The sequence below is a fragment of the Amycolatopsis sp. cmx-4-61 genome (genome assembly GCF_046548775.1).
Lineage (GTDB): Bacteria > Actinomycetota > Actinomycetes > Mycobacteriales > Pseudonocardiaceae > Amycolatopsis.
Map to the genome: position 1 here is coordinate 48,334 of NZ_JAEBEI010000017.1, position 20,021 is coordinate 68,354.

Annotated in this window: 18 protein-coding genes; 10 read left to right on the top strand and 8 right to left on the bottom strand. The window is 72.6% G+C overall.

The window, feature by feature from the left end:
* Positions 1-5: 5 nt before the first annotated feature.
* Positions 6-779 carry a maleylpyruvate isomerase family mycothiol-dependent enzyme gene (locus ACLJOU_RS35425; protein ID WP_410573624.1) on the bottom strand — a complete coding sequence of 258 codons (774 nt, stop codon included), beginning with the start codon at positions 777-779 and terminating at the stop codon, positions 6-8.
* Between the two features lie 115 nt (positions 780-894).
* Between ACLJOU_RS35425 and ACLJOU_RS35430 the strand changes: the two genes are divergently transcribed.
* A complete protein-coding gene (locus ACLJOU_RS35430) occupies positions 895-2,493 on the top strand; it encodes a long-chain-fatty-acid--CoA ligase (RefSeq protein ID WP_410573625.1) in 1,599 nt (532 codons plus the stop codon).
* Here ACLJOU_RS35430 and ACLJOU_RS35435 read toward each other — a convergent pair.
* From ACLJOU_RS35435 to ACLJOU_RS35445, 3 genes are read right to left on the bottom strand one after another with little or no spacing between them, the layout of a single operon-like run.
* Positions 2,454-3,209: an SDR family NAD(P)-dependent oxidoreductase gene (locus tag ACLJOU_RS35435; RefSeq protein ID WP_410573626.1), complete on the bottom strand. Its 756-nt coding sequence runs from the start codon at positions 3,207-3,209 to the stop codon at positions 2,454-2,456. The genes ACLJOU_RS35430 and ACLJOU_RS35435 overlap by 40 nt on opposite strands.
* A gap of 11 nt (positions 3,210-3,220) precedes the next feature.
* Positions 3,221-4,213 (bottom strand): LLM class flavin-dependent oxidoreductase, encoded by a 993-nt coding sequence (locus ACLJOU_RS35440; RefSeq protein ID WP_410573627.1) that lies wholly within the window; start codon positions 4,211-4,213, stop codon positions 3,221-3,223.
* Between the two features lie 11 nt (positions 4,214-4,224).
* The gene (locus ACLJOU_RS35445; protein ID WP_410573628.1) at positions 4,225-5,802 is read right to left on the bottom strand and encodes an acyl-CoA synthetase; all 1,578 of its coding nucleotides are present in this window, start codon (positions 5,800-5,802) and stop codon (positions 4,225-4,227) included.
* Positions 5,803-5,917: 115 nt separating this feature from the next.
* Between ACLJOU_RS35445 and ACLJOU_RS35450 the strand changes: the two genes are divergently transcribed.
* Positions 5,918-6,535, top strand: a complete 618-nt coding sequence (locus tag ACLJOU_RS35450; RefSeq protein ID WP_410573629.1) for a TetR family transcriptional regulator — start codon at positions 5,918-5,920, stop codon at positions 6,533-6,535.
* Positions 6,536-6,900: 365 nt separating this feature from the next.
* Positions 6,901-8,046 carry an MFS transporter gene (locus tag ACLJOU_RS35455; RefSeq protein WP_410573630.1) on the top strand — a complete coding sequence of 382 codons (1,146 nt, stop codon included), beginning with the start codon at positions 6,901-6,903 and terminating at the stop codon, positions 8,044-8,046.
* Between the two features lie 41 nt (positions 8,047-8,087).
* Here ACLJOU_RS35455 and ACLJOU_RS35460 read toward each other — a convergent pair whose 3' ends face one another.
* The gene (locus ACLJOU_RS35460) at positions 8,088-10,919 is read right to left on the bottom strand and encodes a helix-turn-helix transcriptional regulator (protein WP_410573631.1); all 2,832 of its coding nucleotides are present in this window, start codon (positions 10,917-10,919) and stop codon (positions 8,088-8,090) included.
* Positions 10,920-10,928: 9 nt separating this feature from the next.
* Positions 10,929-11,438 (bottom strand): hypothetical protein, encoded by a 510-nt coding sequence (locus tag ACLJOU_RS35465; protein ID WP_410573632.1) that lies wholly within the window; start codon positions 11,436-11,438, stop codon positions 10,929-10,931.
* A gap of 206 nt (positions 11,439-11,644) precedes the next feature.
* Between ACLJOU_RS35465 and ACLJOU_RS35470 the strand changes: the two genes are divergently transcribed.
* The gene (locus ACLJOU_RS35470) at positions 11,645-12,643 is read left to right on the top strand and encodes an ABC transporter substrate-binding protein (protein WP_410573633.1); all 999 of its coding nucleotides are present in this window, start codon (positions 11,645-11,647) and stop codon (positions 12,641-12,643) included.
* 456 nt (positions 12,644-13,099) lie between these two features.
* Complete coding sequence (locus ACLJOU_RS35475) at positions 13,100-13,591, top strand: winged helix-turn-helix domain-containing protein (RefSeq protein ID WP_410573634.1); 492 nt, start codon at positions 13,100-13,102, stop codon at positions 13,589-13,591.
* A 54-nt stretch (positions 13,592-13,645) separates the two neighbouring features.
* Here the strand turns inward: ACLJOU_RS35475 and ACLJOU_RS35480 are convergent, their stop codons facing one another.
* Entirely contained in the window at positions 13,646-13,972 is a 327-nt protein-coding gene (locus tag ACLJOU_RS35480) for a DMT family transporter (RefSeq protein WP_410573635.1), read from the bottom strand.
* Positions 13,969-14,301 (bottom strand): DMT family transporter, encoded by a 333-nt coding sequence (locus ACLJOU_RS35485; protein ID WP_410573636.1) that lies wholly within the window; start codon positions 14,299-14,301, stop codon positions 13,969-13,971. The genes ACLJOU_RS35480 and ACLJOU_RS35485 overlap by 4 nt, the downstream gene beginning before the upstream one ends.
* Before the next feature lie 149 nt (positions 14,302-14,450).
* Between ACLJOU_RS35485 and ACLJOU_RS35490 the strand changes: the two genes are divergently transcribed.
* From ACLJOU_RS35490 to ACLJOU_RS35510, 5 genes are all read left to right on the top strand, one after another.
* Complete coding sequence (locus tag ACLJOU_RS35490; RefSeq protein WP_410573637.1) at positions 14,451-15,125, top strand: class II aldolase/adducin family protein; 675 nt, start codon at positions 14,451-14,453, stop codon at positions 15,123-15,125.
* Entirely contained in the window at positions 15,122-16,072 is a 951-nt protein-coding gene (locus ACLJOU_RS35495; protein WP_410573638.1) for a carbohydrate kinase family protein, read from the top strand. Before ACLJOU_RS35490 ends, ACLJOU_RS35495 begins: the two co-directional genes overlap by 4 nt.
* Before the next feature lie 180 nt (positions 16,073-16,252).
* The gene (locus ACLJOU_RS35500) at positions 16,253-16,705 is read left to right on the top strand and encodes a hypothetical protein (RefSeq protein ID WP_410573639.1); all 453 of its coding nucleotides are present in this window, start codon (positions 16,253-16,255) and stop codon (positions 16,703-16,705) included.
* Positions 16,706-16,903: 198 nt separating this feature from the next.
* Positions 16,904-18,547, top strand: a complete 1,644-nt coding sequence (locus tag ACLJOU_RS35505) for a beta-1,3-glucanase family protein (protein ID WP_410573640.1) — start codon at positions 16,904-16,906, stop codon at positions 18,545-18,547.
* 154 nt (positions 18,548-18,701) lie between these two features.
* Positions 18,702-20,021, top strand: coding sequence for a M14 family zinc carboxypeptidase (locus tag ACLJOU_RS35510; protein ID WP_410573641.1), 1,320 nt, complete (start codon positions 18,702-18,704; stop codon positions 20,019-20,021).

Consider the following 20,021-nt stretch of genomic DNA (forward strand, 5'->3'; position numbering starts at 1 on the left):
TTTCGTCAGAAGCCGGGGAACACCCGGCGCAGCTCGTCGAGCGTGACCTCGCCCTCGACGCGCACACCGTGGTCGTACGGCGTCTTGAGCCGGCCGCTGAGCAACCGGACGAACGCTTCCGCCGGCCCGGTGAACGTCGCCGACGGGGCCTCGAGGTCCTCGACCAGCGTGACCGCGTCGTCGATCACCAGGGCGCCGCCGGGCACCGCGACCGACACCGGCTTCGCGAGCTCGGCCGGCTTGGCCAGGAAGCTCAGCATGAACCCGACCGGCCCGGTCAGGAGGTCGACGAGCACCGCGGCCGAATCGGCGGCCACCCCGGCACCCGAGTCGAAGGCCACGCGCACGTCCCACGAGTGGTTGGCGACCTCGCTCAGCCGCATGCCCAGCGCGGTCACGAGCGGCACCGGCTCCGGCAGGAAGCCGAGGTCGACGGTCAGCGACGAGCGCTGCTCGGGGGTGAGCGCCTCGACGGTTTCGAGCCAGCGGGCGTTGTGCTCCAGGAACCCTTCGGCCTGCGCGCGCGGCGCGGACGCGTCCCAGCGAGCCCAGATCGTCTGGTTGTCTTCGGCCGCCACGGTCTCGCCGGCGGCGCGCGCGATGGGCGCGCGGCCGATCTCGGCGCCGCTGCCGAGGTGGGACAGGACCTGGGCGACGGTCCATTCCGCGGCGCCGCTGGGTGCGGCCAGCTGGTCGTCGGTGAGGGTGCGGGTGAGGCCGGCGAGCGTGTCGTGCTCGGTGCGGAGAGCGGTGAGCGTGCGGTCCACGAGTTGACTCATGCCACGCACAACTCGCGCGCGGGCGCGGGTGTTCCGGCGCGGTGGACCCCGCGGCCCGGGCCGTGGTAAAAGTAGAACACGTTTCAGTTGTCGCCGCCGGTGCCGGGAGGTGCGGATGGGCGTTCCGACGGTCACCGAGCTGCTGCTGGCCCGCGCCGGCGACGAGCGCCCGGGCCTGCGGTTCGAGGACCGGACGTGGTCGTGGGCCGAGCACGTCCGGGCCTCGGCCCGCTGCGCGGCCGGGCTGCGGGCGGCGTTGCGCCCGGGCGAACCGCCGCACGTCGGCATCCTGGCCGACAACGTCCCGGCGTTCTCGCTCCTGCTGGGCGGCTGCGCGTTCGCCGGCGCGGTGCTCGTCGGTCTCAACCCCACCCGGCGCGGTGCCGCCCTGGCGCGGGACATCCGGCTCGCCGACTGCCAGTTCGTGCTCGCCGAGCGGAAGTACCGGCCCCTGCTGGAGGGGCTCGACCTCGGCCGGATCGATGTCCGGGACCTCGAATCGTGGGCGACGGCGGCCGACCCGATCGACCCGGTGCCCGCGGCCCCGGACGACCTGCTCATGCTGATCTTCACCTCCGGCACCAGCGGCGACCCGAAGGCCGTGCGCTGCACCCACGGCAAGATCGCGTTCCCGGGCGCGATGCTCGCCGAGCGCTTCGGGCTGTCCGCGGCGGACACGGTGTACGTGACGATGCCGATGTTCCACTCCAACGCCGTGATGGCCGGCTGGGCCGTCGGGCTCGCGGCGGGCGCGGCCATCGCCCTGCGCCGCCGGTTCTCCGCGTCCGGCTTCCTGCCCGACGTCCGCAGGTTCGGCGCGACCTACGCCGGCTACGTGGGCAAGCCGCTGTCCTACGTCCTCGCCACTCCCCCGCGCCCGGACGACGCGGACAACCCGCTGCGGCTGGTCTACGGGAACGAAGGCGCGGGCGCCGACCTGGACGCGTTCGGGAAACGCTTCGGCTGCAAGGTGATCGACGCGTTCGGCTCGACCGAGGGCGGCGTGGGGTTCGCCCGCACCGACGACACACCGCCCGGCTCCCTGGGGCGGCCGACAGAGGACGTGGCCATCCTGCACCCGGACACCGGCCGTCCGTGCCCGCCGGCCGAGTTCGGTCCCGACGGCCGCCTCGCCAACGCCGCGGAGGCCGTCGGGGAACTGGTCAACACGGCCGGCGCCGGCTGGTTCGCCGGGTACTACCGCGACCCCGAAGCCGACGCGGAACGGCTGCGGGACGGCCGGTTCCACACCGGCGACCTCGCCTACGCCGACGCCGACGGGTTCTGCTACTTCGCCGGACGGCTCGGCGACTGGCTGCGCGTCGACGGCGAAAACCTCGGCACCGCACCGATCGAACGCATCCTGCTGCGGCACCCGGCGATCACCGACACCGCCGTCTACGCCGTGCCCGACCCGGTGACCGGGGACCAGGTGATGGCCGCCATCGTCACCGGCGGCACCCCCCTGGCCCCCGCCGAGTTCGGCCGCTTCCTCGCCGAGCAGCCGGACCTGGGCCCCAAACAGGTGCCCCGGTACGTGCGCACGGTCCGGGAACTGCCGCGGACCTCGACGTTCAAGGTCGTCAAACGCCGGCTGGCCGCCGAGGGCCTGGCCGGCCCGGACGTCCTCTGGGAGCGCGCCGGGCCGGACATCGCCTACACCGTGGCCGGCCGTCAGACCAGCGACGCGGTCAGCCCGCCGTCGAGGACGTAGTGGCTGCCCGTGACCCAGCTCGCCCGGTCCGAAGCCAGGAACGCCGTCACCTCCGCGATGTCCTGCGGGGTGCCGAGCCGGCCCTGCTTGGCCGCGACGAGGTCGCCGAAGGGCACCTGGGTCGCCGCTTCGAAGTCGGGAACCAGTCGCTCCACCATGGCCGTGTCGGCGAAGCCCGGGCAGACCGCGTTGACCCGCACGCCCGTCGGGCGCATTTCCACCGCCGCGACGCGGGTCAGCTGGATCACCGCCGCCTTCGTCGCGCAGTAGGAGCCGAGCAGCGGGCTGCCGCCGAGGCCCGCGATCGAGGCGATGTTGACGATGTTGCCCTTCGACTCGATCAGGTGCGGGATCGCCGCCTTCATCGTCACGAACGTGCCGCGCACGTTGACCGCGAAGATCTTGTCGAAGCTCTCCGTCGGCTGCTGCAGCAACGGCGACGACACCTCGATGCCGGCGTTGTTGACCAGGACGTCGAGGCCGCCGAGGAGCTCGACGGCCTGCTGGATCGCCGTCTGGACCTGGGTTTCGTCGGTGACGTCGCAGTTGGCGACGCCGGCCGCGCCGATCTCGTCGGCGGCCTGCTTGGCCGAAAGGGAGTCGAGGTCACTCACGACGACCCGGGCGCCGCGTTCGGTGAACAGCGCCGCGATCGCCTTGCCGATGCCGGCACCGGAGCCGGTGACGAAGACGCGCTTTCCTTCGAGTTCGGACATGCTGGTCCCTTTCACATCGCGTCGATCTTGGGCAGGATCTCTTCCTTGAGCCGCTTCATGTCGTCGAGCGTCTTCGCCACCGGGACGTCCTGGAAGGGCGGCCACAGGAACGGCATCGTCAACCCGGCTTCCCGGTAGCGCTTGAGCTGGTCGGTGATCTGCGCCTGCGAACCGACGAGCAGGTTGGTGCCCTTGCCCAGGGGGCTCTGGTCGGCGTCTTCGTCGGTGATGACGAACCAGATCATGCTGGCGATCTCGAGGTCGTCGACCGACCGCGGGGTGTCGAGCGCCTCGAGCTCGCGCTGGATCTCGGTGCGCCAGCGCCGGATGTCCTCGGGCGAGTCCTGGATGCCGATCCAGCCGGACAGTCCGTACTTCGCGATGCGGGCGGCCGAGCGCTTGGCGTCCTTGAGCCCGCTGAAGAAGATCGGCGGGTGCGGTTTCTGCACCGGCTTGGCGCCGAACCCGCTGCGCCCGAAGTCGGCGAACTCGCCGTGGTATTCGAACAGGTCGTTGGTCCAGATGCCCTGCATGATCTCCAGGGTTTCCCGGACGTGCTTGTGCCGCTTGGGGAACAGGTGCGACGCACTCGCCGCGGCGAACTCCTCGGGCATCCAGCCGGAGCCGACGGCGACGTTGAGCCGGCCGCCCGAAAGGTGGTCGATGGTCGCCAGTTCGGCGGCCAGGACGCCGGGGGCGCGGTAGGGCGTGTCGATGATGCTCATCCCGATCCGCACCTTCGACGTCTTCGCCGCCAGCCACGGGATGAGCGGCATGCCCTGCAGGAACTCGCCGCGCGAGCTGACCGGCAGGCCCTTGGGGAAGCCCTCGATCATGCCGAAGGCGTACTCCATCTCCTGGGTGTCCGACGTTTCCGGGACGATGATCCGGTCGAGCGTCCAGACGGAGTCGAAGTCGAGGTCCTCGGCCAGCGCGGTGAGGTCCCCGAGCTCGCGCACGGTCACCTTGTCGCGGAAGTTGGGCAGGTAGAGCGCGAGTTTCATGGTGGTTCCCTTCAGCGGGCGGTGAGGGTCGTGCGGATGTCGGCCTTGAGGACCTTGCCGATGGTCGAGCGGGGCAGGTCGGGCCAGACCTCGATCTGCTTGGGTGCCTTGACGCTGCCGATGCGGTCCTTGACGAACGCGATCAGCTCGCCGGTGTCGAGTTCGGCGCCGGGCCGCAGCTGCACGACGGCGGTGACGCGCTCGCCCCACTTGTCGTCGGGCAGGCCGATCACCGCGCAGTCGCGGACGGCGTCGTGGGCCAGCACCGCCTGTTCGACTTCGGCGGAGTAGACGTTGAACCCCCCGGTGATGACCATGTCCTTCGCGCGGTCGACGATGTGGAGGAAGCCTTCGCCGTCGAGGAAACCGATGTCGCCGGTGTGGTGCCAGCCGTGGGCCGACGCCTCCGCGGTGGCCTCGGGATCGCGGTAGTAGCCGGCCATCACCAGCGACCCGCGCACGCAGATCTCGCCGCGTTCCCCTTGCGGGAGGGCGTTTCCTTCGCCGTCGAGGATCGCCACCGTCACCAGCGGCGACGGGCGTCCCGCCGACGCGAGCCGTCCGGTGTGGACGGTTCCGTCGGGTCGCCGGTGGTCGGCCGGGGACATCGTCGAGATCATCATCGGGGCTTCGGACTGGCCGAACAGCTGGGCCATCGGGCCGATCCGGTCGAGGGCTTCGGCCAGCCGGGCCGTCGACATCGGGGCCGCGCCGTACCAGAAGCACTGCAGCGACGACAGGTCCGTGCCGTCCAGGGCTTCGTGGCCGAGCACCAGGTAGATGAGCGTCGGCGGCAGGAACGTGTGGGTGACGCGGTGGCGTTCGACGAGCTCCAGGAACCGGCCGACGTCGGGCTGGGGCATGATCACGACCTCACCGCCGCGGGCCAGGACGGGGAAGCAGAGGACACCGGCGGCGTGGGTCAGCGGGGCCAGGGCGAGGTACACCGGGCGTCCCTCGAAGGGGTAGCTCATCAGCGTGATCGCCGACATGACCTCGAGGTTGCGGCCGGTGAGCATGACGCCCTTGGGCCGTCCGGTGGTGCCGCCGGTGCCGACGAGGGCGACGACGTCGTCCGGCGGCGCGGCCGCCGCGGCGGGGTCTTCACGGGCGGGGTCTTCACGGGCGGCGTCGAGCCAGGTAGCGAACCCGGGCGCGAAGCCGTCGTCGTCGCTTTCGCCGTCGCTTTCGCCGTCGCTTTCGCCGAGGCGGACGAGCGTGGTCAGCTTCGGCAGGTCCGGGGCGATCTTGCGGACCAGGTCTTCGAAGGCGGGCTGGAAGAGCAGGGTGGTGCAGTCGAAGAGGTCCAGGAGCTCGGCGTTCTCGCTCGCGGCGTTGCGCGGGTTGATCGGGCACCAGACCGCGCCGGCCCGGGAGATGCCGAAGACGCAGGTGAAGGCGGTCGGGTCGTTCGCCGAAAGGATGCCGACCTTGTCCCCGGGGGCGACGCCGGAGTGCCGCAGCGCGCGGGCGACGGCCTCGGCGAGCTCGACGACCTCGCCGTAGGACCGGGAGGTCCCCTCGATGGTCAAGCAGGGCGCCCCGGGGTCCAGGGAGGCGCCTTTCTCGAGGTAGAAGAACAGAGACATCGTCGTCCCTCCCGACTTCGCCGGCGGCTGGTGAAGACCATGACCGCCGTTTGGACGGATGTCAAGATTTCCTTGGACGATTGGTCAGAAACTCCTCGGGTGGTATCTTCGGCCGGTGACCAGCGCACCCGCCGTGAGGCGCCGGACCCCGGCCGACAAGTTCGAGGACCGCCGCCGGGAGCTGGCCGACGCGGCGCTCCTGGCGCTGGCCGACCTCGGCTACGCCCGCACCAGCCTGCGCACGATCGCCGAGCACACGAAGTTCTCCCACGGCCTGCTGCACTACTACTTCGCCGACAAGGTCGAGCTGATCACCTACTGCGTCCGCCGCTACAAGGCGGCGTGCGTGCAGCGCTACGAAGGCGGCGTCGGCGAGGCGGAGACCCCGGAGCAGCTGGCGGCGGCGTGCGCGGACGGCTTGGCGGCCGCGCTCGGCGAAGCGCCCCTGATGCACCGGATGTGGTACGACCTGCGCACCCAGTCCCTGTTCGAGCCGGCGTTCCGCGACGACGTCGCCGAGATCGACGACAGCCTCCGTGACATGATCTGGCGGAACGTGAGCGCGTACGCCGCGCTCGCGAAGGCGGAGCCGACTTGCTCCCCGGCGGACGCGTACGCGCTGTTCGACGGGTTGTTCCAGCAGGCCCTGCTGCGCCACCTGGCGGGCGAGGACGCGGCTCTGGCCGAACTCCGGCGGGGTGTCCGGGAACTGTTCCCCCGCCTGGTCGCTTGACGCCGCCGGCGCCGTTCGCCGGCTTCCGCGCCTTCGACACGGACGGAATCCTCGCCCTGACGCGCTGAGGACCGCCGCTCCCCGGCAGTGACGACGCTGCCCGCTCCGCTGCGCCGCCCGAGCGGATTTCGCCCCCACCGGGCCACACCCGCCACGGACCGTCACCGAAACCGGCGGATTTCCGCGGCCGAGGCGTCCGGCCGTGCCGATGCACGCCCATCCGCAGACGCCGCCGAAACCGCCACAATCGTTGAGGCACAACGGAGTTCGTTCATCCGTCAGGTGACGGATGTCTGTGGAGGGCCCCGCCAAGAAACATTGCGCTACGGAGTTTGCCGCTCCGGCCTCGACGACGAGGAGGAGCGATGTCGCGTGCTACCACCACCGTCTCCACCCTGGTGATCTTCGTTCTCGCCCTGAACCTGCGACCGGCCGTGACCAGCCTGGGCGCGGCCCTGCCGGACATCTCCGTCGCCGGCGGTCTCGTCGCCGCGGTGCTCGTCGCCCTGCCGCTGTGGGCCATCGGCCTCGGCGGCTGGGCGACGCCGTGGCTGTGCAGCCGGGTGGGGACGCACCGGACGGTGACCGTGGCCCTCGTCGGGCTCGTGCTGTCCCTGGCCGGGCGGGTCCTCGGGGGTTCGGTGCAGCTGCTGGTCGGGACGGCGCTGGCGTGCCTGTCCATCGCCGTCCTCGGCACCATGCTGCCGCTGCTGGCCCAGGGGTCCGCCGCCTTCACCTTCGGGCTCGGGGTCGGCAGCACGGCGGGAGCGCTGGTCACGCCGACGGCGGTCATGTCGTCGTCGTGGCGGGTCGCCCTCGGCGTGTGGGCGACCACGGCGCTGGTGGCCCAGCAGGTGTGGCAGCGCACCCCCGGCGAGTTCGTGTCGCCGCGGCCCGCGCCCGGAGCCGTCCGGGCCTCCGCCCTGACCATCCACTTCGGACTGATCTCCACCGTGACGTTCCTGGTCATGGGGTGGTTGCCCGGCATCCTGCGCAGCGCCGGAGTGCCCTCGACGACGGCCGGGGCGTGCCTGGCGCTGTCGATGGCCATGGGGCTGCCCATGATGTGGCTGGTGCCGGGCTGGACCCGCCGCTGGCGCAACCAGACCCTGCTCGTCGTCCTGCTGGCCGCCCCCAACGTCGTCGGCGTCACCGGGCTGCTCTTCGCGCCCGCGGCGGCGCCCTGGCTGTGGGCGGCGGCCACCGGCATGGGCATGGGAGCGCTCGCCTTCGCCCTCACGACGATCTCGCTGCGCAGCAAGGACAGTTCGGTGTCGCTGTCGGCGGTGGTGCAGGGCGTGGGGTACGTCATCGCCGGCTTCGGCGTGCTGGTCTGCGGCTGGCTGCACACGGGCACCGGGACCTGGCGGGTCCCGCTGCTGCTCGTGCTCGTGGTGCTGCTCGGGCAGATCAGCAGCGGGCACATCGTGGTGGTGGCGCGCCCGGCCAAGGCGCTGCGCGCACCGGTGACCGTGCGCCCCCACGGCGAGGTACCGGAGCTCGGGGTCTGATCCGCGGCGTGGGCGGGGGCTTTCCCGGACGGCGTCGCGGCTCAGCCCGAAGCGGACTGGTGGCGGGCCGCCTCCCGGGCGATGTCGATGCGCGAATGCACGCCGAGCTTGGTCAGGATGTGCGAGACGTGCGTGCCGACCGTGCGGGGAGAGAGGTACAGGCGGCCCGCGATCTGCGGGTTCGACAGGCCTTCGACCACCAGCGCGGCGATCCGGCCCTCGGTCGGGGTGAGGCTTTCCCAGCCGTGTGTGGCCTGCCGGTGCTTGACCGTCGGGCCGCGCCGGATGCCGAACGCCCGGAACAGGGCGCGCAGCCGCGCCACGTCCCACTGCGCGTCCAGCTCCGCGTACAGGTCGATCGCGTGGGTGAACGCGGCCCGCGCCGATCCGCGGTCGTCGGGCCGCGCTTCGGCGAAGGCGACCGCGGCCGCTTCCAGGGCCTTGGCCCGGGAAAGCGGCCGGCCCGCGTCGCGGTAGCCGTCGGCGGCGCGCAGCAGCAGCGTCGCGTCCCGCTCGAGCAGGCCCCGGCAGTACAGGGCCAGCGCACGGCGGTGCGGCACGGCGGACTCGGCGGCGATCCCGCGCGCCCGCGCCTCGATTTCGGCCGCGGTCCGCACGTCACCGATCGCCATCGCGAGCCGGGCGGCGTCGCCCAGCAGCTCCTCCCCCGCGTCTTCGCCGGCCGGCACGGCCGTCAGCACGGCGAGCGCCCGGTCCGGTGCGCCGGCGTGTTCGAACGCGAGACTCCTCGCGCGGACCAGCGATTCCACCACTTCGTCGCCGGCGCGTCCGGAATGCCGGGCGGCGACGTCGAGGTGGCGGTGGGCGGCGGCCGCCTCGTCACGGTGGAAGTGGATGATCGCGGCGACGCCGTGGTCGCAGCACACCACACTCGGGTCCTTGCGGTCGTCCGCGACGACGTCGACTTCGGCCAGCGCGTCGTCCCACCGCCCGGCGCCCAGCATCAGCTGCCCGATCGCGCTCTGGACCTGGGTCAGCCGTGCCACGCTGCCGGTGCGTTCGGCCAGTTCGCGCGCCTGCCCGGCGGCGGTCAGCGCGTCGGCGTAGCGGTCGAGCGCGCCGTAGGTGACCGACTGGTTGATGCGCAGCAGCAGGGTGAGGTCGATCAGCGTCGGGTCGCCCCGCACGATGGCCATCGCGCGCTCGAACAGCGGCAGCGCGGCGGCCCACTCGCCGCGGGTCATCGCGCCCTGGCTCAGCACGTGCAGCGCCCAGCCGGTCGCCCAGCGGTCCTCGTCCGAGCCGAGCTCGGCCAGCGCCGCGGAAGCGGCCCGGCCGGCGGAGTCGACTTCGCCGAGGAAGCGCCGGATCCGCGCGATGAGCACCAGCAGCCTCGCCCGGTGCCGGGCGTGCAGCCCCGGCTGGTTGAGCGCCTCGTCGAGCGCCGGGAGGGACTCGGCGGCGCGGCCGGTCGCCCCGCGGCTCTGGACGATCGTCGTGTGCAGGTCCACCCGCACGTCCGGGTCGCGGACGCGGTCGAGGGCGCGGCAGGCGATCCGCTCGGCCTGGCCCACGTTGCCCACCCGGTAGTACGCGTCGGCCAGCCGGCAGGCCAGTGCCCCGGTCACCGCGTCGTCGAGCGGCGCGTCCCGCACCGCCCGCCTCAGCAGGGCGACGGCGACCACCGGCGCCTGGCCGATCAACGGCATGGCCACGTCGAGCAGCCACCGCACGGCCCACGGCGGCACCGGCACGCGACTGTCCGTTGTGGACACCATCGGCAGCAGCTGCCGCGCCACCCGCTCGACCGGGGCGTTGGCCTCGGCCAGCGCCAGCGCGGCGGACTGGTGCCAGGCGATCCGGACCGCCGTGGGCATCTCGTCGTACAACGCCGTGCGGATCAGCGGGTGCCGGAACTCCAGGTCGTCGCCCGCCGCCACCAGCACGCCGGCGGCGCGGGCCTCGTCGAGGGCGGGCAGCAGCTCGGCGAACGAGGAGTTGGTCACGGTCACCAGGTCCGCGACCGAGAAGCCGACGCCGAGCAGCGCCGCGGTGCGCAGCACCGCCCGCGCCGGCTCGGTCAGGAAACCCAGCCGGTCCGCGATCGCCTCCGGGAGGGAATCCGGCGTGGCCGCACCGGTCAGCTCCGCGATGCCCGCGGGATCGACCTGCAGGCAGGAACTGCGGGTCAGCGCGTCGACCAGCTCGGTGAGGTACAGCGGATTCCCGGCCGCGCCGGCGGCCAGCTCCTCCAGCCGCGCCCCCGGTTTGCCGCCGGCCAGTGCGGCCACCAGCTCGAGCACCGCCGGTTCGGCGAGCCGGCCCAGCCGCAGCCGCTCGGCCGGGCGGACGATCCGGAACAGCGACCGCAGGTCGTCGCGGCGCGGCACCGGCCGCAGCACGCCGATCAGCAGCAACGGCAGCTGCCGGACCGAGCGCGCGAGCCTGCTCCACACCGCCACCGTCGTGCTGTCGGCCCACTGCAGCTCGTCGACCACCAGCACGACCGGGCCGTCCTGGCAGAGCTGGTCCACCAGCGCGATCAGCTGCTCGGCGGCCGCGGCGGCGAGGTCGGCGCCCTTGCCCGCGACGGCGCCGCCGCCCAGCAGCTGGGAAACGGCGTCACGACGGGGATCCTGCGTGACCGGTGTGATCTCCAGTGCGTCCAGGAGCGGCAGCAGCGGCAGCGCCTGCCCGAGCTCGTCGCCGGCTCCCCAGAACACCTGGCAGCCCGCGTCGGTGGCGGCCGCGCAGGCCGACCGGACCAGCGCGGACTTGCCGATCCCCGGCTCGCCGTCCACCAGCACGGCGCGGCCCCGGCCCGCGGCGACGTCACGGGTCCACGCGACCAGCCGGGACAGCTCGCCGTCCCGGCCGACCAGCAGCTCAGTACCGTCCGTAAGCGGTCGCACACGCCGATTTTAGGAGTAAAACCTGTTGCCCAACAAGAGGTGCACTTCGGAAGGGTGGAACAGGCGGCGGCAGTCGGCAGTTCGCTTCGATGAAACCTCTCCTTCGGCAAATGCGCCGAATTGTGATCCGAACGTGATTCCCGGGGCCGGCGCCGGCCGATCATCGGCCACCTCCGCACCGGTCGGCACTGGTCCGGACAACATCGGGTGGGCCGCCCCCGACTCCGTCGAATGCCTTGCCGCACCGGTGATCGGCGCGGCATCCGCGGCCGGCGCGGCCTTCCGGCGATGACTACGCTGCGTGTCCACGGCGCGGGCTTCGACGATTTCGACGTGGCCGCGGACAATACCTGCCGTCGCAGACAATAGCCGCGCCACCTGCGGCGGAGGCGATTTCACGACCGCGAACCACCCGGTTAGCCGCCGTCGCATTTCCGCGCCGATCCGCGGTTTTCCGCCTCGCCGGGTGCTCGCCTGCCACGGTTTTCGCACCGCTTCCGCGCCACCGGGGAGCTTCACGCCGAGTGGCTCGGCGACCGGCCGCGGGCACGATCGTCGATCAAGTATTCGTGCGGCCATTCTGGTGAAATCCCGGATCGGGCGCCATCACGCATTGTCAATGCCCCGGCGGGGTCCCTACAGTGGCCCGCCTGACACCGGGGAGTGAATCACCCACCTTCCTTGGAGCCGGTCCATCAACTGTCATCTCCTTCGAGGAGCAGACCTTGTTCGGAATAGTCAGGAGCAGTGCCCGTGTTCGCGCCGCGCTCGCGCTCGCGGTCGTCACGGTCGTAACCGGTTGCGGCGCCCTCGGCGCCACCGGCTCCCATGCCGCGCCGGGCGGCGGACTGGAGAAGACAACGCTGAAGGTCTCGATCCTGCCCACCACGGACCTCGCACCGTTCTGGCTGGCCCAGGACGAAGGCTACTTCCAGGCCGAGGGCCTCACCGTCGAGTCCGTCATCGCCGCCAGCGGCCAGGCCTCGCTGGCGAAGTCGATCTCGGGCGACGCCGACATCGCGTTCTCGACCTATCCGCCGTTCTTCACGGCGCGAAGCACCGGCGCCGCCGATATGCAGCTGGTCGCCGACGCGACCTCGGTCAACGCGAAGTCCAATGCGATCGTCACGGTCCCGAATTCGCCGGTGAAAACAATCTACGACCTGGCCACCGCGAAGATCGCCATCACCGCCAAGAACACCGCTTCGGATCTTCTCACCCGTTCGGTCATGCAGGACCACAACGTCGATTTCGGCAAGGTGAAATGGGTGCTGATCCCGCTGCCCGACATCGCCGCGGCACTGCAGCAGGGCCAGGCCGACGCCGCGTACCTGCCGGAGCCGTACATCACGCAGGCCGCGAAGACGGCCGGCGCGATCCCGGTGATCGACATCAACACCGGCGCGACCCAGGACTTCCCGCTGACCGGCTACGGCGCGACGCGGAAGTGGGTGCAGGAGAACCCGAAGACACTGGCGGCGTTCCAGCGCGCGATGCAGAAGGCCACCCACGACGCCACGTTCGACCGCGCCAAGGTCGAGCCGCTGCTGGTCCGGTTCGCCAAGATCGACGAGGACACCGCCAAGCTGCTCACCCTGCCGGGCTACGGCTCGATCCTGGATTCCCGCCGCCTGCAACGGGTTCCGGACCTGCTGCTGCAGCTCGGCGCCATCCCGAAGCCGATCGACGTGAACTCGATGATCGGCCCGCAGGCGGGCAGATGACCGCGCGCGGCTCCTGGCCGAGGCTTTCGCAGGGGCCGGCCGGCGGCGGGACGGGCCGGGCCGGTCGACGTCGACCAGCGGGATCGTCTCGCCGTTGACCGGGTCTTTCGCCTGATCGGCGCGGTAGCCGCCGGTGACTTCGAGCCCCGAATCCGGGGGCACCACCGGCGGCACGCGGCCGGTCAAGCCGACCTCGACGGGCTGGACGTCCGCCGCGCAGCAGTCCAGGAGCCTGCGGACTGTACAAACAGGACACCCATGGGCCCCGACCGCAGTCCACCCGACCGCCCGCGTCTGCGCCGCGACCGCAAAGCCCGGAATGGCCACGTGTCCCGCCGGACGCGTCGGGCGTGGTTGGTCCGCCCGACGTGACCCACGCGAGCCGGGCGCCGTCAAGTCGTTCCGGGGGCCGGGCGCGTTTCCCCTCGCGGCCCCGGGCGGCCCAGAATCGCGGCCATGACGATCCTGCCGAACCGATATCCGACCGCGGAGGTGCACCTCCGGATCGACCTCACCGGCCGCACCGGTGACGCCGCACTCGTCGCCGCCCGGCTGACCGCCGCGCTGGACGGGCTGGCGGCGGTCGAGGTCGTGGCCCCGCCGGCGCGGCTCCCCGCTGCCGAACCGGGGTCGCACCTGAGACTGGTCTCGGCCCCGCTCGTGCGCATCGAGGCGCAGTCGCGGCGCGTGCTGCTGCTGGGCCGCCCGCTCACGCTGACCCGGCTGGAGTTCGACCTGCTGCACTTCCTCCGGCGCCACCCCGACCGGGTCTTCACCCGCGCGGCCTTGAAGAGCGCGCTCTGGCCGCGGCCGGACGGCAACGACCGCACAGTCGACGTCCACGTCCGGAAGCTGCGGGCCAAGCTCGAACCGCACCTCGACCCGATCACCACCGTCCGCGGCGTCGGGTACCGCTTCGAGAGCTCCGCACCGGTCGTCCTGGCCTGAGCCGGGTTCGTCCACATCGGACGTCGGCCGCCGCTGCCGTCGGCGGAGGCCCGGTCAGTGGGCGGCCGCGCCGAGTTCGATGATCAGGACGCCCGCGGCGATCAGGCCGACACCGGCCGCCATGCGCTTGGTCAGGGCGTCCTTGAAGAACACCCGCGCGCCGACGGCCGTCAACGCCACCCCGCACGCCGCCCAGACGCCGTACGCGATGCCGACCGGCATGCCGTGGGCGAGCGCGACCGCCAGCAGCCCGAAGGCACCGAGGTAGCCGGCCGCGACGGGCACGACCCAGCGCTTCCGCCTCAATCCCTCCGACGCGCGCAACGACAGCGTCGCCGCCACTTCCGACAGGATCGCGCCCGCCAGCAGCAGCCACGTCACGAGCGCTCCTCGCGCTCGTGGCCGGTCTCCACCAGCACCACCCCCGCGATGACCGCGGCGATCCCGATCCCGATCAGCGGCGTGAACGGCTCGGCGAACAGCACCGTGCCCAGGACGGCGGTCAGCGCGACGCCCGCGGCCGACCAGATGCCGTAGACGACCCCGATCGGGACGCCCAGCCGCAGCAGCGCGGACAGCGCCACGAAGGCACCGGCGTACCCCGCGACGGTCAGCGCCGCCCACCACGGGTGGTCGATCGACGCCCGCAGCGCCAGCGTCGCCGCCACCTCCAGCACGATCGCGGCGACCAGGACCGCCCATTTCCGCATCGTGGCTCCTCACCGCTTCCGGGGCGGCGCCGTCGGGGTCACGCCGTCGGGGCCGCATCGTTTCCTCCGCCGGCGAGCCTACGCACCGGCCGGTCGCCTCCGCCAAACCTGAAAGTGACTTTGATTCATGTTTGTCCTACGCTGAGCCGATGACCGAGGAAACCGCGCTCCTGCGGGCCGAGCGCCGGGCCGTCGTCGAGGCCTGTCACGAACTGGCCGGCGCCGGCCTGCTGATCGGCACCGCCGGCAACGTCAGCGTGCGCGCGGGCGACCTCGTCGCGGTGACGGCGACCGGCGTCGTGCTCGGACGGGCGACACCGGAGCAGGTGACGGTCGTCGACCTGGCCGGAACCGTCGTCGCCGGGGAGCTGGCGCCGACCTCGGAACTGGAGCTGCACCTCGGCGTCCACCGCCGCGGCGGTGCCGGCGCCGTCGTGCACACGCACTCGCCGCAGGCGACCGCGGTGTCGCTGGTCCTCGACGAACTCCCCTGCGTGCACTACCAGCAGCTCCTGCTCGGCGGCGCCATCCGGGTCGCCCCGTTCGCCGTCTTCGGCAGCGAGGAACTGGCCGAGCACGTGTGGACCGCCCTCGACGGCAAGTCGGCCGCGCTGCTGGCCAACCACGGCGCGGTGGTGCACGGCCCAGCGCTGCGGGCGGCGGTGGACAACGCACTGCTGCTCGAGTGGGTCTGCGAGCTCTACCGGCGGGCGGCGTCGATCGGCACGCCCCGCGTCCTGGACGGCGCCCAGCAGGCCGCGGTGGTCGAAGCCGCGCTGCGGCGCGGCTACGGCAGCACCCGGCGGATCGAGGAGGATCTGTGACGCAGACGGTGATCACGCTCGGCGCGCACGTGTTCGACGTGCAGGTCCGGCCGGTGGCGGCGATCCCGCCCGGGCAGGGCGCGGCCCTGGTGGAGCAGATCCGGTTCGGCCCGGCCGGCACCGCGGCCGGCACCGCGCTGACGCTGGCCAAGCTCGGCGCGGCGGTCCGCACCGCCGGCGCGATCGGCACCGACCCGATCGGCGACCTGCTGCTGGCCATGCTGTCCCGGTACGGCATCGACACGTCGCTGGTGGTGCGCCGCGCGGACGTGCAGACCTCGGCGTCGGTGCTCCCGATCCGCCCGGACGGCAGCCGGCCCGCCTTCCACGTCCCCGGCGCGAACCTCACCTACGGGCCGGACGACATCGCGGCCGCCGACGTCGCGCAGGCGACCCACCTGCACCTCGGCGCACCCGAGCTGATGGGCGGGGAGAACGCCGCGAAGCTCCTCGCCCCCGCCCGGGCGGCCGGGGTGGTCACCTCGGCCGACCTGCTCGCTCCGGGCGATCCCGGGGTGCTGGCCTGGCTCGCGCCCGCCCTGCCGCACCTCGACTACCTGCTGCCGAACGAACAGCAGGTCCTGGGCCTGACCGGCGCCGAGACGCTCGAGGACGGCGCCCGGGCGCTGGTCGAGCGCGGCGTCGGCTGTGTCGCCGTCACCCGGGACGCCCGGGGCGCGCTGGTCGTCACGGCGGCGGAGGTGCTCGCCGTCCCCGCGTTCGCCGTCGACGTCGTCGACACCACCGGCTGCGGCGACGCGTTCTCCGCCGGCTTCCTCCGCGGCGCCGGCCTCGGCCGTTCGCCGCGGGAGGCCGCCGTGCTCGGTTCGGCCGCCGCGGCCCTGGTCGCCCAGGGGCTGGGCAGCGACCACGGCGAGTTCGACCTGGCCGCCGCCGACGCCTTCGCCGCGGCCACGCCCACCCTGGGGACCGATACGCCGCACTGACCGGCGGCAACGCCTCGGGCAGGACGGCACCCGGGTCACCTACCGTCCGATGTGGACACCAGCGCCCGGCGTCCCGCCCGCGCCGGCCGTCCGGCTTTCCCGGCGAACGGTGCCGCTGGCGTGCAACCCGACGGCGGGGTCGTTCCGTCCGGGCAGTGACGCAACGAGGGAGGCACGTCCATGCGCAGGTGGTCCGCGGTCCCCGGTGTGGTGCTGGTCGTCCTGGGCGCCGTGGCGTGCGGTGGCGACGCCCGGCCCGGGTCGCCCGACGCGCTGTGCGCCGCCGCCTACGAACCGCGGGAACTCGTCGACAGCGGGCCGCTGTACCCGCCGTTGCCCGCCGCGGCGGACGGCAGGCGCGGGGAGAGCCGCAGCACCGACGCGGCCGCGATCAAGAAGGTCGCCGCCGCCGCGTGCGGCCTGCCGGAACCGCCGCCGGACCCGGTGTGCACCGCCGAACTGGGGCCGAGCTACCGGCTCCGGTTCACCGACACGGGGAACCGGACGACGACCCTCACCGCCGCCGCGTACGGCTGCCAGTTCGTCGAGGGCCTGGCCACCGAACGGGTCGACGCGCGGCCGCTCTGGGCGGCACTGGCCGACGCCGGGCTCCCCGGGCCGGGAAGGCGCTGAGTAGTCCATAGTGGACAGACACCGGACCACCGCGAGTACTGGTCCGGCTACGAAAGGGCAGCATCGGGGGCCGTCAGTACCCGACCGGGCCCGCGGGATATTGACCCCGCCGGAACGCGTACCTACCGTCCGGACACCGTTTCCGGTGGACGCGGGGCCGTCCGGCCGCGCGGAAGCCGCCCTTCCCGAGGAGGTGCCATGCTGTCGAGGCGTACCTTCGTCACCGCCGGCCTGGTCGCCGCCGCGGCGAGCACGCCGCTGTGGTCCGCCGTCACCACGCCGAAGGCCCGGGCCGCCGCGGCCCTGCCGTTGACCCTGAAGAACAATTCGGGCAGCGGCACCGTCTACGCCTACATCAGCGGTGCGGACACCGCGGGCCGCCCCGGCTTCGTCACCGCCGACGGCCGGTTCCACCCGCTGGCCAACCCCTCCTCGCCGGTGACGCCGATCCCGGACTACGCGATCGCGCTCGGCGGTTCGGGATCCCAGCTCACCGTGACGCTGACCGACTACCTCATCGGCGGCCGGGTGTGGTTCTCGGTGGACAAGAAGATCCAGTTCTTCGTCAACCCCGGGCCCGGGCTGGTGCAGCCCGGCTTCACCAGCGCGGACCCGAACTGGCAGACGAACTGGACGTTCTGCGAGTTCACCTACAACAGCGCGAACCTCTACGCGAACATCAGCTACGTCGACATGGTGGCGCTGCCGGTGTCGATGGCCACCACGGGCGCGGCGGGTGCCCAGTCGGTCAGCCCGCTCCCGAACGGCGCCCTCGGGAGCATCGCCGACGGGCTGCGCGCGCAGCACAACGCCGACGGCGCGCCGTGGGACCGGCTCGTCGTCACCGACGCGTCCGGCAAGGTGGTGCGGGTGCTCGCGCCCGGCCACTCCCCCGTCGACTTCGGCGGGTACTGGACGAACTACCTCAACGCCGTCTGGGACCACTACCGCTCGACGCCGCTGACGATCAACGGGCAGGGCGGCATCGGCTCCTACACCGGCACGGTCAGCGGGGACGCGATCGTGTTCGCCGGGCTCAACACCAACGGCGTGCCGTTCACCAAGCCGAGCGCGGCGGACATCTTCGGCTGCGCGAGCGGGCCGCTGTACAACTCCGGCAGCGACGCCCGCGGCGCGGTCGCCGCCCGGCTGGCCGCCGCGCTGAACCGCAGCAGCCTGCTGGTGGCCGGCGGCAACAACCAGCCCGACGGCGTCCCGCCGTCGCAGTACTACCGCGACGCCACCACGAACCACTACGCGCGCCTGGTGCACCAGTACGCGTCCATCGGCTACGCCTTCCCGTACGACGACGTCGGCCCGACCGGCGCCCAGCCCGTCGACGGCCACCTGCAGGACCCGGCCCCGACGTCCTGGACGGTCTCGCTGGGCCCGGGTGCGGGCGGCGGCACGACCCCGCCGGGCTCCGGTGGCACGAGCGCGTACTCGACCATCCAGGCGGAGGCGTACAACGCCCAGAGCGGCACCCAGAACGAGACGTGCACCGACACCGGCGGCGGCGTGGACGTCGGCTGGATCGCCGACGGCGACTGGCTGAAGTACGCCCGCGTCGACTTCGGCACGAGCTCGCCGAACCAGTTCGTCGCCCGCCTGGCCTCGGGCGCGGCCGCGGGGGTCAGCGGCGCCATCCGCGCGCGCCTGGACAGCGTGACGGGCCCGGTGCTCGCCGAGATCGACTTCGCGAACAACGGCGGCTGGCAGCAGTGGCAGACGGTGCCGGCCAACGTCGTCGCCTCCGCCACCGGGGTGCACGACCTGTACCTCACGTTCTCGGGGAGTGCGGCGGACTTCGTCAACATCAACTGGTTCACCTTCACCCGCTAGCGGCGCCGCACCGCGCCCGCCCCCGTGGCGGGCGCGGTTTCGCGACTTTCGGGGGTATGGCCCCTTCGCGCCGGGCCGACACACTGTGCGTGCCGGTACGGTGACCACGGGTTCCGACCGGACCTCCATCCGTGCGGCGTGAGGAGATCACCCGATGGCGTCAAGGTCCCTGTCCCGGCTCGCCCTCGCGGCGTCCGGTGTCCTGCTCACGAGCCTGCTCGGCGGCACCGCCGGCGCGCAGCCGGCGGACACGCCGGTGTTCTGGCGCGTCCCGGCCACCGCCGCCCAGGCGCACGCGCTGACCGCGGCCGGTTTCGACGTCGAAGAAGGCGACGCCGGGAGTGTGCACGTCGTCGGTGGACAGGCCGTCGCCGCGAAGCTGCGGGCGCTCGGCTACCGGCCCGCGTTCTTCGACACCGTCTACAAGGAACTGCCCGCCCGGGCCGAGAGCCTGGCGGCGGACACCTTCTACGGCGGCTACCGGACGGTCACCGCGCACGAGAACCACCTCGCGGCGGTCGCCTCGGCGCACCCCGACCTGGCCACGAAGTACACGATCGGGCAGTCCTGGAAGAAGACGAAGGGCCAGGGCGGGCACGACGTCCAGGCGATCTGCCTGACGAAGAAGCAGACCGGCGACTGCACGCTGTCGACGACGTCGAAGAAGCCGAAGTTCTTCCTGATGGCCCAGATCCACGCGCGGGAGCTGTCGACCGGCGAGCTCGCCTGGCGCTGGATCGACTACCTCGCCGACGGCTACGCCACCGACGCGACCGCGAAGTCCATTTTGGACACCACCGAGGTGTGGGTGGTGCCGATCGCCAACCCCGACGGCGTCGACATCGTCGCCTCCGGGGGGAACTCCCCCAAGCTGCAGCGCAAGAACGCCGACAACGCCCGCGGCGGCTGCACCGGCACCAACATCGGCGTCGACCTCAACCGCAACTCGACGTTCAAGTGGGGCGGCGACTCCAATTCCGCCTGCGCCGAGACCTACCAGGGCGTGAGCGCGGGTTCGGAGCCGGAGGTGCAGGCGCTGGAGAAGCTCGCCCGCGCGATCTTCCCGGACCAGCGCGGCACGGGGAACGACGACCCGGCGCCCGCGACCGCCCAGGGCACGATGATCACGCTGCACAGCTACGGCAACGACATCATCATCCCGTGGGGCTTCACCCAGGCCACCGCGCCGAACGACGCCCAGTACCGCAGGCTCGGCGCGAAGTACGCGGCGTCCAACGGCTACCTCGTCGGCACCAACGAGGAGACGGTCGGCTACGACACGACCGGCACCACCGACGACTTCACCTACGGCGAACTCGGCGTCGCCAGCGTGACGTTCGAGGTCGGCGGCTCGAGCGGCACGTGCGGCGGCTTCCTGCCGCGCTACACCTGCGTCGACAGCACGTTCTGGCCGAAGAACAAGGGCGCGCTGATCACCGCGGCGAAGGCCGCCGCGGCCCCGTACCAGCAGTGA